General features: G+C 67.6%; 13 protein-coding genes and 1 pseudogene. 12 read left to right on the forward strand and 2 right to left on the reverse strand.

Features of this window, described 5'->3' with window-relative positions:
- Positions 1–30 precede the first annotated feature (30 nt).
- Both ACP7AZ_RS07645 and ACP7AZ_RS07650 read right to left on the reverse strand, forming a co-directional pair.
- Positions 31–585, reverse strand: a complete 555-nt coding sequence (locus ACP7AZ_RS07645) for a response regulator transcription factor (RefSeq protein WP_426037635.1) — start codon at positions 583–585, stop codon at positions 31–33.
- A gap of 18 nt (positions 586–603) precedes the next feature.
- Positions 604–2100: a sensor histidine kinase gene (locus ACP7AZ_RS07650; protein WP_426037637.1), complete on the reverse strand. Its 1497-nt coding sequence runs from the start codon at positions 2098–2100 to the stop codon at positions 604–606.
- 532 nt (positions 2101–2632) lie between these two features.
- Between ACP7AZ_RS07650 and ACP7AZ_RS07655 the strand changes: the two genes are divergently transcribed.
- The 12 genes and pseudogenes from ACP7AZ_RS07655 to ACP7AZ_RS07710 all read left to right on the forward strand — a co-directional run bounded on the left by ACP7AZ_RS07655 (position 2633) and on the right by ACP7AZ_RS07710 (position 12019).
- Positions 2633–3394 (forward strand): TorF family putative porin, encoded by a 762-nt coding sequence (locus tag ACP7AZ_RS07655; protein ID WP_426037639.1) that lies wholly within the window; start codon positions 2633–2635, stop codon positions 3392–3394.
- A 51-nt stretch (positions 3395–3445) separates the two neighbouring features.
- Positions 3446–4018 carry a CHASE3 domain-containing protein gene (locus ACP7AZ_RS07660; protein ID WP_426037641.1) on the forward strand — a complete coding sequence of 191 codons (573 nt, stop codon included), beginning with the start codon at positions 3446–3448 and terminating at the stop codon, positions 4016–4018.
- Entirely contained in the window at positions 3907–5379 is a 1473-nt protein-coding gene (locus ACP7AZ_RS07665) for a methyl-accepting chemotaxis protein (RefSeq protein ID WP_426037750.1), read from the forward strand. Before ACP7AZ_RS07660 ends, ACP7AZ_RS07665 begins: the two co-directional genes overlap by 112 nt.
- Entirely contained in the window at positions 5379–5657 is a 279-nt protein-coding gene (locus ACP7AZ_RS07670) for an STAS domain-containing protein (RefSeq protein ID WP_303693936.1), read from the forward strand. Before ACP7AZ_RS07665 ends, ACP7AZ_RS07670 begins: the two co-directional genes overlap by 1 nt.
- Complete coding sequence (locus ACP7AZ_RS07675; protein WP_303693935.1) at positions 5654–6019, forward strand: response regulator; 366 nt, start codon at positions 5654–5656, stop codon at positions 6017–6019. The genes ACP7AZ_RS07670 and ACP7AZ_RS07675 overlap by 4 nt, the downstream gene beginning before the upstream one ends.
- A gap of 3 nt (positions 6020–6022) precedes the next feature.
- Positions 6023–8361, forward strand: a pseudogene (locus ACP7AZ_RS07680) (chemotaxis protein CheA).
- A gap of 2 nt (positions 8362–8363) precedes the next feature.
- Positions 8364–8822 (forward strand): chemotaxis protein CheW, encoded by a 459-nt coding sequence (locus ACP7AZ_RS07685; protein WP_426037644.1) that lies wholly within the window; start codon positions 8364–8366, stop codon positions 8820–8822.
- Positions 8819–9703 (forward strand): CheR family methyltransferase, encoded by an 885-nt coding sequence (locus ACP7AZ_RS07690; protein WP_426037646.1) that lies wholly within the window; start codon positions 8819–8821, stop codon positions 9701–9703. The genes ACP7AZ_RS07685 and ACP7AZ_RS07690 overlap by 4 nt, the downstream gene beginning before the upstream one ends.
- Positions 9700–10740, forward strand: a complete 1041-nt coding sequence (locus ACP7AZ_RS07695; RefSeq protein WP_426037648.1) for a protein-glutamate methylesterase/protein-glutamine glutaminase — start codon at positions 9700–9702, stop codon at positions 10738–10740. Before ACP7AZ_RS07690 ends, ACP7AZ_RS07695 begins: the two co-directional genes overlap by 4 nt.
- 9 nt (positions 10741–10749) lie before the next feature.
- Positions 10750–11139: a response regulator gene (locus ACP7AZ_RS07700; RefSeq protein WP_426037650.1), complete on the forward strand. Its 390-nt coding sequence runs from the start codon at positions 10750–10752 to the stop codon at positions 11137–11139.
- Entirely contained in the window at positions 11139–11678 is a 540-nt protein-coding gene (locus ACP7AZ_RS07705; protein ID WP_426037752.1) for a chemotaxis protein CheD, read from the forward strand. Before ACP7AZ_RS07700 ends, ACP7AZ_RS07705 begins: the two co-directional genes overlap by 1 nt.
- A complete protein-coding gene (locus ACP7AZ_RS07710) occupies positions 11678–12019 on the forward strand; it encodes a hypothetical protein (protein WP_426037652.1) in 342 nt (113 codons plus the stop codon). Before ACP7AZ_RS07705 ends, ACP7AZ_RS07710 begins: the two co-directional genes overlap by 1 nt.

Raw genomic sequence — 12019 nt, forward strand, 5'->3', positions numbered from 1 at the left:
TCGTGGCGCATCGGCTTCGCGCCCTGACGCCTATTCCGGCGGAGACGCCAGTCCCATCCGGACCAGGGCCGGCAGGCTGTTCGCCTGCATTTTGGTCATGACCTTGGCGCGGAAGATCTCAACCGTGCGCGGGCTGATACTCAGTTCCGCGGCGATCTCCTTGTTGGACCGACCCTCGACCAGGGCGCGGAACACCTGGTTTTCGCGCTGGCTCAGCTGGGCGATGCGTCCGGCGGCCTCAAGCCGGCTCTGACGCGCGCCGCCCTCTTTCATCAGATGAACCAGACAGCCATGCACCGCTTCGACAAGACGAGGGGGATCGAACGGTTTCTCGATGAAATCCACGACGCCCGACTTCATCAGCTCGACCGCCGCGGCGACGTCGCCATGGCCGGTTATGACGATGATGGGCCAGGCATTTCCCTTCATCTCGGCAAGGCGGCGCACGACCTCGACGCCGTCCAGTCCGGGCATGCGAAGATCGGTGACAACGCAGGCGACCGCGTCGGCCGGCATCCTGTCGAAGAAATCGGTCCCGCTGGCAAAGCCCCGGGACGGCAGGCCTTCGGCCCGGAGCAGGGTCACCAGGGCGTCGCGGCAAGATCATGGCTGCCGGCTTTCCTGCCCGCGTTGGAGACGAAAGGCGAAGACCGCGCCGCCCAGGGGGCTGGTCGCGACGGCCAGGGCGCCGTGGTGGGCCTCGACGATCGTCCGTGTGACCGACAGGCCCAGTCCCATACCGTCGGCCTTGGTGGTGGTCAGCGGTGTGAAGATTCGCTCGACCTCCTCGGGGGGCACGCCGGGGCCGCTATCCTCGACGCGGATCTCATAGTGCGTCGCCGAGACGGCATGGCCGAGGACGTGGACCTCGCGGCGCTCGCGGCCGCTGACCGCCTCGACGGCGTTTCGGACAAGGTTGATCACGGCCTGCTGGAACGGAATGCGATCGGCCATGACGAGGTCGTTGTCGCCGCCGATATCGATTCTGATCATCGCATCGGCTGCGGGCGCGATCAGCTTCAGCATGGGCCCGATTTCCAACAGCATCGACGTCATGCGCTCAGGCTTCATCGCCTGCGATCCCACCTTCAGCAGGTCGCGGGCATGGCGGATGACCTGACCCGCCCGGAGGGCCTGTCCCTTAGCCATTTCCAGGGTGCGGCTGGCGTTGGCGATGACCGGCGGGGTCCGCGCCAGATCGGTCTGGGCTGCCTGCATGTAGATCGCTGCGGCGCTTAGGGGCTGGTTCAGCTCGTGGGACAGGATTGCGGCCATTTCGCCGAGGGAATTCAAGCGCCAGACCTGGTTCAGCTGTTCACTGAGCTCTTGATTCCTGGCCTGCGCGGCGTGCCAGTCGCTGAGGTCGGTCAGGGTCAGGACAACCCTGGAGAATTTGGAATGGGCATCGACATAGGCCACCCGAATTCCCACCGGGAACAGATTGCCGTCGGAGCGGCGGGCCATCCAGTACCGTCGCAGCGGGGTATCACCCTTGCCGGGGTTATCCGCTGCCCAGGCATCAAAGGACGCCACGAAATCCTTGAAGGCGCGGCCGGCGGCCTCGGGCTCGGTTGTCTGAAAAAGCGCGCAGGCCGGCCGGCTCATGTTCAGCACGACGCCCCGCGCATCAAGGGTCGCCAAGGGCGTCGCGGCCAGCATGGCCTCGAGCGTCGCGTCGCGCCGCTTCAGCTCCGACGCCAGAGCCGCCGAGCTGGCCTTCCCGGAACGACGCGCGATTGCCATCTCGCCGACGGCCAGGCCGACGGCGGCGAACGACAGGGCGTAGACGATCGTGTCGCCCAATCCCTCGCGCTGAACCAGAATGATGTTGGACATCACCGCCAGCCCGATCGCCAGGATGGTGGGCCCGCGTGACGCCAGAAGCGCCGGTATCAGGACGGCCGGGATCAGCGGCAGATAGTGAAACCGGCCCACGATTCCGAGGCGGAGGGCCACAACGCCGAGGGCGACCGAAGCGATCGCGAGCATATAGCCGTTTGCACCCCGCGACGCCCAGCGGACGACCTTGGCGACGACGTCCGTCAATCGCGGCCAGGGCCGGTCGACGCGTCGGAGGCCGGGGCGGATCAAAACAGCCATGATCCCGTCAAACACATCCGGTGCTGCGGGGCCTGCGGCAGATCGTCCACGTCACGACGCGGCGTGTCCCTGACCGGCGTCGCGGCCCGAAGACGCCGTCACCGCCCGGCGCAACCGCCCGGGAACGGCCCGAGAGCGGTGCGGTCTCCACGTCCGGCTGCAAGGGGGGCGGGCACATGGCATTCATCCCTTCGTGAATAATCAGAGTGTTGACCGCACGAACCCTGATTCGTCCATCACGGAAATCGCGGATCTCTGAAACGGGGCTCAGTCGGCAGACGTCGCGGCCCGTGGGCGAATCCGTCCCGCGCCGCAGTCGTCCGGGCCTGGGCGGGGACAGGGCCCGGCTTTCGCGGGCGCATAAGGGTAACCGGTGTCCGCACAGACAGGCCGGCCGCTCCCTGCCCGGTCGGTCCGAAGCAAGCGGGCAGGCTTGCGATTACGTATTTATACCTAACTGTCTGTTTACCAACAATAATCGAGATCGGTCTAGCCAGAAACCACGCTTGATAATCAACCTGGAGCTGGCTGGATGAACGGGACGATCAACAGGGGCGGATCGCCACGCCGGCTCGGGAGCCCGCTTGCGGGTCGTATTGCGGGTGCGGCCCTGACGATCTTCTCACTGCCGATCGCCGGTACGGCTCTGGCAGAAGGCCCCACCGCGGCGCCGGCCCCGGCCGGGCCACGCCTCACGGGAACCCTGGGGGTGGCCAGCCAGCACGTCTCCAAGGGTATCGGACGAAGCAACGGCGAGGCGAGCGCCTCGGGCTCGATCGAACTCTCCAGCAATGGCTTCTATGGCAGCCTGTTCGCCTCCTCCGCCGAACTCTCTCAGGGCTCGGACGCGGAACTCGTGACCACCCTGGGCTACCGAACCACGATCGCCGATTTCGGTCTGGACGTGGCGGTGATCAATCGGGACTTCCCCGGAACCCGGGCGGGTGTTGACGACAACATCACCGAGTATCAGGCGGACCTTTCAGGCGAGGTCGGCCCGGTCTCGACCCGGTTCCGCGTCAACTATTCTGCGGACGGATTCGCCTCGACAAAGGAAGCCTGGTGGGTCGAATTCCAGGGCGGGATCGCTCTGGATGACTACACCAAGGCCACCGCCGCGGTCGGGAACCGCACAGCCGACGGCGGGGCCGAATACGCGGCCTGGAACGTCGGTGTGAAGCGCAAGCTGCCCCACGATCTGGCCCTCGACGTGCGCTGGTACGACACCGACGGCCACAGTTACGGCGACGCCTATGAAGGCCGTCTGGTCGCCGCCCTCACCTATTCTTTCTGACCGCAACCCTGACCGGCTGCTGTCAAGCGGCTCCTTGAGAAGGAACTTACCGTGACCCTCGACAACGTCAAAATCTCGCGAAAACTGGCCGGCGCCTTTGCGTTCATCGTGCTGACCATCGTCGCGCTGGGTGCGGCGATCTTCCTGCAGGTCAGCGCCCTCGAAACCCGAAAGGAGGCGGTGTCCAAGGAGCACAAGACGCTTGAGACGCTCAATGGCCTGGAGATGTCCATGGCGAGCGTGGAGAGCAGTACGCGAGCCTACCTCGTCTATCAGAACCCGAACTATCTGCAGGTCATTGAGGACGAGTCCAAGACGTTCGATGCGGACATCGTCCAGTTGCGGGAGGGCCGGCGCACATCGACGGCGCCGCCGGCCGCATCGATACCCTGGCACAGGCCGAAGCCACCTATCGGGCCGAAGTCGTCCAGAAGGAAATCCGCCTTGCGGCCAATCCGGCAACGCTGGGTCAGGCCGTGGCGCTTGTCCAGTCCGGCATCGCCGGCCGCTACATGGATGAAGTCACCAAGGCGTTCGACGATATCCGCTCGCGCTCCCAGGGTCGGATCGACGCCGCCGACGCCGCCAATGAGGCCGCGTTTGACGCGGCGCGGCTTACCCTGATGCTCGGGGTCGGTCTTGCCATGATCCTGTCGGTCGCTTTCGGCCTGATCCTGACGAAATCCATCGCCACCCCGGTCGTCGCCATGACCGGCGCCATGCGTCGCCTCGCGGATGGGGACAAGACTGTCGAGGTTCCAGCGGTCGGCCGCAAGGACGAGATCGGCGAAATGGCCCAGGCGGTCCTCGCCTTCAAGGAGGCCGCCATCGCCAATGAGCGTCTGGAACTCGAAGCCACCTCGGGCCGCGAGACCGGAGAGCGCGAGCGGGCCCGCAATCAGGAAATCTCGGCTGCCGCCGCCCGCGAACAGGCGCTCGTCGTTTCCGCCCTGGGCGAAGGCCTGGATCACCTGACACGCGGCGATCTGACCTACACCCTGACCCAGTCCTTCCCCGAAGACTATGTGAAGCTGAAAGAGGACTTCAACGCCGCCATCGGTCAGTTGAAGGAGGCGATGTCGGTGGTGGCCGGGAACGTCTCGGCCATCCGCTCCGGCGCCGGTGAGATCGCCCAGGCCTCTGACGACCTGTCGCGCCGCACGGAACAACAGGCCGCTTCGCTGGAGGAGACTGCCGCCGCCCTTGACGAGATCACGGCCACGGTGAACCGCACGGCCTCGGGCGCCCGCCAGGCCTCCGAGACGGTGCAGGCCGCCAAGGGCGACGCCGAGACTTCGGGCAATGTCGTCCGCGACGCCGTCGGCGCCATGGGCGCGATCGAGAAGTCTGCTCAGGAAATCAGCCAGATCATCGGCGTGATCGATGAGATCGCCTTCCAGACCAACCTGCTGGCCCTGAACGCCGGGGTCGAGGCCGCTCGTGCCGGAGACGCCGGCCGCGGCTTCGCGGTGGTCGCCTCCGAGGTCCGGGCCCTGGCCCAGCGCTCGGCTGAGGCCGCCAAGGAGATCAAGGTGCTGATCTCGGCCTCGACCAGCCAGGTCAACGCCGGCGTGGCCCTCGTCGGCCAGACGGGCGAGGCGCTGCAACGCATCGTCGGCCGCGTCGCCGAGATCGACGGCCTCGTGTCCGAGATCGCCGCCTCGGCCCAGGAACAGGCCACCGGCCTTCAGCAGGTCAACACCGCCGTCAACCAGATGGACCAGGTCACTCAGCAAAATGCTGCGATGGTCGAGGAATCCACCGCCGCCAGCCACTCGCTGTCGCAGGAAGCCGCGACCCTGGCCAACTCGGTGTCGCGCTTCCAGATCGGCGCCGTGGTCCACGTCCCGGCGGAGCGTAGCGCGCCCCGATCCCAGCCCCGTCCAGCCAATCGTCCGGTCGCCCAGATGCGCACCGTGGGGTCCGGCGGCGCCGCGCGCAAGCCCCAGCCGGTCGCCTCCGAAGACGGCTGGGAGGAGTTCTGATGAGCGCCTCCCTGTCCCTTCCGCCTGTCCTCGACCTGGCCCAGGCCGACGCGCTGAAAGCGGCCCTGCTGCCGATGCGCGGTCAGCCGGTCGTCATCGACGCCTCGCGCGTCGAGCGCCTGGGCGGTCTGTGCCTCCAGGTCCTGATCTCGGCGCAGCAGACCTGGGCCACCGACGGTCATGTGCTGAAGATCGATGATGTGTCGCGTGAGTTTGCCGATCAATGGAATGCATTCGGGGCGGCCTCGGCCGATCGCCCGCTGGGAGCCCTCTCGTGATCAAGACCGTGCTGACCATCGATGACAGCCGCACCATGCGCGAGATGCTGATGATGGCCCTGGTTGAGGCGGGCTACCGCGTCATCCAGGCCGTCGACGGCATCGACGGTCTGGAGACGCTGGCGGCCGAGGGGGCCGACGTCATTATCACCGATATCAACATGCCCCGCATGGACGGCTTCGGCGTGATCGAGGGCGTCCGAGCGGACCCCAACCATCGCGCCACGCCCGTGCTGGTGCTCACGACCGAGAGCGATGCCGTGAAGAAACAGCGTGCCCGCGACGCCGGGGCCACCGGCTGGATCGTCAAGCCGTTCGACCCGGCCAGGCTGATCGACGCCGTCCGTCGCGTGGCGGCCTGATCCATGACTGACGCGGTCGATCCCTTCGAGGCGATCAAGGTCGTCTTCTTCCAGGAGTGCGACGAGTTGCTCGCCGACCTGGAAACGGGCCTGCTCGCGATCGAGCAGGGTAGCGCGGACATGGAGACGGTCAACGCCGTCTTCCGTGCGGTCCATTCGGTCAAGGGCGGGGCGGGGGCCTTCGGCCTCGACGCGCTGGTGCGGTTCGCCCACGTCTTCGAGACCCTGCTGGACGAGATCCGTTCGGAGCGGAAGCCGTGCGACGACGTCACGGTCAAGACGCTGTTGCGCGCCTCGGACGTGCTCGCCGACCATATCGCCGCCGCTCGTGGTCAGGGCGCGCCGGTCGACGAGGCCCGTTCGACCGGTCTGGTGGCCGAGCTGGAGGCCCTGACGCACGGCGAGGCCGGCCCGGCCGCCGTCGCCGGGGTCGCCGACATCGAACCCGCCTTCGCCCCGGTCGCTGCCGCGCCGGCGGACGACGGCGCCGACGAGTTCGGCTTCCGCCCCGTCGCCTTCAACTTCGCCGCTCTGGATGGACCGGCTGAACCGGCTGAACCGGCTGAACCGGCCGCACCCGCCGCTGCCCCTGCCGCCAACGCCTGGCGTATCGTCTTCCGTCCGCACGGCCGGATGTACGTCAACGCCAACGAGACCGGCCTGCTGCTGCGCGAGCTCTCGCATCTCGGCGAGATGACCGTCGATCTGGACGTCTCCGCCGTGCCGCAGCTGGACGCGCTGGAGGCCGAGGAGTCCTATCTGTCCTGGACCATCGAGCTGACGACCGACGCCGGAGAGGCCGCGATCCACGAGGTCTTCGACTTTGTCGAGAGCGACTGCGACCTGTCGATCCGTCCGGCTTCTGCGGCAACGGAAGCCGTCGAAGCCGAGCCTGCACCTGCGCCCGCGCCCGCTCCGGAATCCGACATCGCCGCCCTGCTGGCCCGTGCCCAGGCCGAGGTCGTTGTGGTCGCCGAGCCCGAGCCCGAGCCCGCGCCCGCCCCGGTCGCTCAGGTCGCCCCCGTCGTTCAGCCGGCCGCCGCGCCGGCGCAGATCCCGGAACCCGACCCGGCCGCAACCGCCGCCAACGCCGCGACCCCGGCTGCGGCCAACGCGCCCGCTGCGCCCGCCGCCGTCACCATCCGCGTCGATCTCGACCGCGTCGATCGTCTGATCAACGTCGTCGGCGAACTGGTCATCCAGCAGGCCATGCTGGCCCAGCGGGTGATCGAGAGCGGCCTGGCCCGGTCGTCCGGCATCTCGGTCGGTCTGGAAGACCTCGAACTGCTGACCCGCGAGATCCAGGACAGCGTCATGGCGATCCGCGCCCAGCCGGTGAAGTCGATGTTCCAGCGCATGCCGCGCCTCGTCCGCGAAGTCGGCGAGATGACCGGCAAACGTGTCCGCCTGGTCACCGCCGGCGAGGACACCGAGGTCGACAAGACCGTGGTCGAACGCCTGGCCGAACCGATCACCCACATGCTGCGCAACGCCATCGACCACGGTCTGGAGGGACCGGAAGATCGCGCCGCCGCCGGCAAGCCGGTGGAAGGCACGGTGCGCCTCGCCGCCCTGCACCGCTCGGGCCGGATCGTCATCGAGATCTCCGACGACGGGCGCGGCATCAACCGCGAACGGCTCAAGGGCATCGCCGTGTCCCGCGGCCTGATCGCCGAGCAGTCCTGACCGACGACGAGATCGACAACCTGATCTTCCTGCCCGGCTTCTCGACCGCCGAGGTGATCTCCGACGTCTCGGGCCGGGGTGTGGGCATGGATGTGGTGCGTCGCTCGATCCAGGCGCTGGGGGGCCGCATCACGATCGCCTCCAACCCGGGCAAGGGCTCGACCTTCACCCTCAGCCTGCCGCTGACGCTCGCGGTGCTGGACGGCATGGTCGTCACCGGCGCCGACCAGACCCTGGTCGCCCCCCTGACCGCTATCGTCGAGAGCCTGACCCCGCGTCTGGAAGACATCCACTACGTCGGCGGCCACGACCCGGTGATCCGCTTCCGCGACCAGTTCGTGCCCCTGATCGACGTGGCCCTCGGCATGGGCTTCCGCGACGTTCCCGTCGAGGCCGGCACCGGCGTCGCCGTGGTCATCGAGACCGAGGCCGGCACGCGCGCCGCCCTGCTGTTCGACGCCATCCAGGGCCAGCGCCAGGTGGTCATCAAGAGCCTTGAGACCAACTACCAGCAGGTCGAGTGCGTCGCCGCCGCGACCATTCTGGGCGACGGCCGCGTCGCCCTGATCCTGGACGTCGACGCCATTGTCGCCAGTTCGCGCCGCCGGTTCGTGCGGCACGAGGCGGCGCGTTCCGAACTGAAAATCGCGAGCTGAACATGACCGAAGCCACCAACGCCCCCCCCGGTGAGCTGATCGCATTCCGCATTGGAGAGCAGGAGTTCTGCGTGGACATCATGTCCGTGCGGGAGATCCGCGGCTGGACCCCGGCGACGCCGCTTCCCCGTGCGCCCGGCTTCATGAAGGGCGTCATCAACCTTCGCGGCGCCGTCCTGCCGATCATCGACCTGGGCGCCCGCTTCGGCCTGCGCACTTCGGAGCCGTCCGAGCGCCACGTCATCATGGTGGCCCATATCGGCGGCCGGATGGTCGGCCTGCTGGTCGACGCCGTGTCCGACATCATCCAGCTGACAAACGAAGCGCTGCAGCCGACGCCCGACGTCGCCAGCGAACAGGTGAAGTCCTTTGTCAAAGGCCTGTTCGCCCTTGAGGGCCGGCTGATCAGCCTGATCGAGCTGGATCGGATCGTTCCAGAAGTCGAAGCCGAAGCCGCATGACCTCGGATTCAGGGTCACGAAGGGCCGCCGGGCGTGAATCCCTGGTCGAAGGCGAGTTTGTCTTCACCGCCGAGGACTTCCGCCACATCGCCGAAATCCTGCACAGCCATGCCGGTATCGCGCTGAACGACGGCAAGGCCGCACTGGTCTATTCGCGCCTCGCCAAGCGGCTGCGGACCCTCGGTCTGCGCAGCTTCCGCGACTACTGCGAACTGGTGCAGGGCGTAGACGGCGTGGACGAGCGTCAGTTGATGACGGCCGCCCTGACGACCAACGTCACCCGCTTCTTCCGCGAGCCCCACCATTTCGAGCACCTGCGCGACCAGGTCATGCCCGGTCTGGCCGAGCGCGCCCGTCGGGGCGAGCGGGTCCGCCTGTGGTCGGCCGCCTGTTCGAACGGGCAGGAGCCCTATTCCATGGCCATGACCGTGCTGGCGGTCCTGCCGGAAGCCAACGATCTCGACTTCCGCATCCTGGCCACCGACATCGATCCGAACATGGTCGCCGAGGGCATCGCCGGCGTCTATTCCGCCGAACATCTTGAAGCCGCGCCGCCGATGCTGCGCAACCGCTTCTTCGAGAAGGCGCCGGCCCAGGGCCGCGACATGCTGTCGGCCAATGCCGCGCTGCGCGAGCTCGTCTCGTTCCGTGAGTTGCACCTGATCGGCGACTGGCCCATGCGGCACAAGTTCGACGTCATCTTCTGCCGCAACGTGGTGATCTATTTCGATGACGCGACCCAGGAGCGGGTGTGGAAGCGGTTCACCCCGTTGATGACCCCCGGCGCCACCCTCTACATCGGCCATTCCGAACGGGTCAGCGGGTCCGCCGTCAACCAGCTGACCCCCGCCGGCCTCACAACCTACAGGCTGGCGCCATGAGTGCGCCCATCCGTGTTCTGGTCGTCGACGACTCGCCCACGATGCGCGGCCTGATCACGGCCGCCCTGCGTCGCGATCCGGAGATCGAGGTCATCGGCTCGGCCGCCGATCCGCTGGAAGCCCGCGCCCTGATCAAGGATCTGAACCCCGACGTCATCACGCTCGACGTCGAGATGCCCAACATGAACGGGCTGGAGTTCCTCGAGAAGATCATGCGCCTGCGGCCCATGCCCGTGGTCATGGTCTCGACCCTGACCCAGGCCGGCGCCGAGGTCACCCTCAGAGCGCTGGAGATGGGCGCGATCGACGCGGTCGGCAAACCCGGCGCCGGCGTTACCGCCGTCGACGCCTTCGCCGAACTGACCCTGAAGGTGAAGACCGCCGCCCGCTCCCGCGTCCGGGCCCGCGAGGCCGTCGAAGCGCCGCGTCCGCGTACCGATTACCGCCCGGGCGCCGACCACATCCTGGCCATCGGCGCCTCGACCGGCGGCGTGGAAGCCCTGATCACCATTGTGTCCGCCTTCCCGGCCAACTGCCCGGCAACAGTGATCACCCAGCACATGCCGGCGACCTTCACGCCCAGCTTCGCCGCCCGCCTCGACAAGATGTCCGCCGCCACGGTCAGCGAGGCCGTCGACGGCGCAACCCTGATGCCGGGTCACGTCTATCTGGCCCCGGGCGGCGTCGCCCATCTCGAGGTTTCGGGCGCGACGCCGCGTTGCCGCCTGAGCGAGGGCGACACGGTCAGCGGCCACCGCCCGTCGGTCGATGTCCTGTTCCGATCGATCGCCCGCCTGCGCAAACCCATGACCGGCGTCATCCTGACCGGCATGGGCCGCGACGGCGCGCAAGGTCTGCTCGAGATGCGCAACGCCGGCGGACATACCCTGGGTCAGGATGAGGCCAGCTGCGTCGTCTACGGCATGCCCCGCGTCGCCCACGAGATCGGCGCTGTCGAACGCCAGCTCCCGCTCAACCGTCTTTCGTCCGCCATTCTCGATCTGTGCGCCGCGTCCCGCGCACAGACAATCGCCTGAGGATTTCTGATGCCCGCCGCTTCCGCCATTCATGTCCTCATCGTCGACGACCAGATGTCGATGCGCAGCCTCATCCGCAACAGCCTGCAACAGATCGGTTTTCGTGAGTTCCGCGAGGCGGCAGACGGCGAAGCCGGCCTGCGCGAGATGATCACCAAACCCGCGCACCTGGTGATTTCCGACTTCAACATGCCCAAGCTCGACGGGCTCGGCCTGCTGCGCGCCGTGCGCTCTCACCCGCCGACCCAGGGCGCCGCCTTCATCATGCTGACCGGCCGGGCCGACAAGGAACTGGTCCAGCGCGCTGTTCAGTTCGGAGTAAACAACTACCTGGTCAAACCCTTCACCGTCGCCCAGCTGAAAGAGAAGCTGGAAGGCGTGTTCGGCCCCCTGACATGATGTCCGCCGACGCCCTGGCGACCGAAAAGCGAATCCACGTGGGCCAGGGCGAGCACCATGTGACGTCCGACCGGAACGTGATGCTGACCACCATCCTGGGCAGTTGCGTGGCCATGTGTTTGCGCGATCCTGATACCGGCGTCGGCGGCATGAACCACTTCCTGCTACCGGAAGGCGCGGGGGCGGGCACTGACGCAGGCCGCCGCTACGGCGCCTATGCGATGGAACTGCTGATTAACGATGTGATGAAGGCCGGGGCGCGTCGCGACCGGCTGGAGGCCAAGCTGTTCGGCGGCGGCCGGATGTTCGACAGTCTGCGCGACGTCGGGCTGCAGAACGCCGACTTCGCCGAACGCTTCCTGCGCGATGAAGGCATTCCCGTCGTCGGCGGCAGCCTGCGCGGCCCGGGTGGTCGCCGCCTTCACTACTGGCCCGCCACCGGGCGGGCCCTGCAACGCGCGGTCACGGACGGCCATGTGCCGGTCCAGGCGCCCCCCCGCATCGAACCGGTCGCCACCGGCGCCGTGGAGCTGTTCTGATGTCCGAGTCCCAAAGCCGCGACCTGCTGGTCGCCGTCTCCAACGAACTGGCGGAAATCCGCGAGCGTCTCGAAGACCTCGCGGACCTGACGTCCGAACTGATGACGGACTGCCCGGCCGAGCGCCGCGCCAAGGCCATGTCCAGCGTCCAGGACTTCGACCTCCTGATCCAGCGTCTCGATGGACTCAGTGGTCTGGCCGCCGCCCTGGGCGCCGGCGCGCCTCTGGCCACGGCCCTGCACGCCCTGACCCTTTCGGACCTCTACGACCGTCTCGTCGGTGACCCTGGTATTCGTCCCTCCATGTCCGCGCCATCCGGCGAACTGACCCTGTTCGACTGA

Source organism: Brevundimonas sp. DC300-4, from assembly GCF_049897365.1.
GTDB lineage: Bacteria > Pseudomonadota > Alphaproteobacteria > Caulobacterales > Caulobacteraceae > Brevundimonas.

Coding starts and splice junctions, on each gene's coding strand:
- ACP7AZ_RS07650 (WP_426037637.1), bottom strand. CDS start 2,100: ATGGCTGTTTTGATCCGCCCCGGCCTCCGACGCGTCGACCGGCCCTGG.
- ACP7AZ_RS07655 (WP_426037639.1), top strand. CDS start 2,633: ATGAACGGGACGATCAACAGGGGCGGATCGCCACGCCGGCTCGGGAGC.
- ACP7AZ_RS07665 (WP_426037750.1), top strand. CDS start 3,907: ATGGATGAAGTCACCAAGGCGTTCGACGATATCCGCTCGCGCTCCCAG.
- ACP7AZ_RS07670 (WP_303693936.1), top strand. CDS start 5,379: ATGAGCGCCTCCCTGTCCCTTCCGCCTGTCCTCGACCTGGCCCAGGCC.
- ACP7AZ_RS07685 (WP_426037644.1), top strand. CDS start 8,364: ATGACCGAAGCCACCAACGCCCCCCCCGGTGAGCTGATCGCATTCCGC.
- ACP7AZ_RS07690 (WP_426037646.1), top strand. CDS start 8,819: ATGACCTCGGATTCAGGGTCACGAAGGGCCGCCGGGCGTGAATCCCTG.
- ACP7AZ_RS07695 (WP_426037648.1), top strand. CDS start 9,700: ATGAGTGCGCCCATCCGTGTTCTGGTCGTCGACGACTCGCCCACGATG.
- ACP7AZ_RS07700 (WP_426037650.1), top strand. CDS start 10,750: ATGCCCGCCGCTTCCGCCATTCATGTCCTCATCGTCGACGACCAGATG.
- ACP7AZ_RS07705 (WP_426037752.1), top strand. CDS start 11,139: ATGTCCGCCGACGCCCTGGCGACCGAAAAGCGAATCCACGTGGGCCAG.
- ACP7AZ_RS07710 (WP_426037652.1), top strand. CDS start 11,678: ATGTCCGAGTCCCAAAGCCGCGACCTGCTGGTCGCCGTCTCCAACGAA.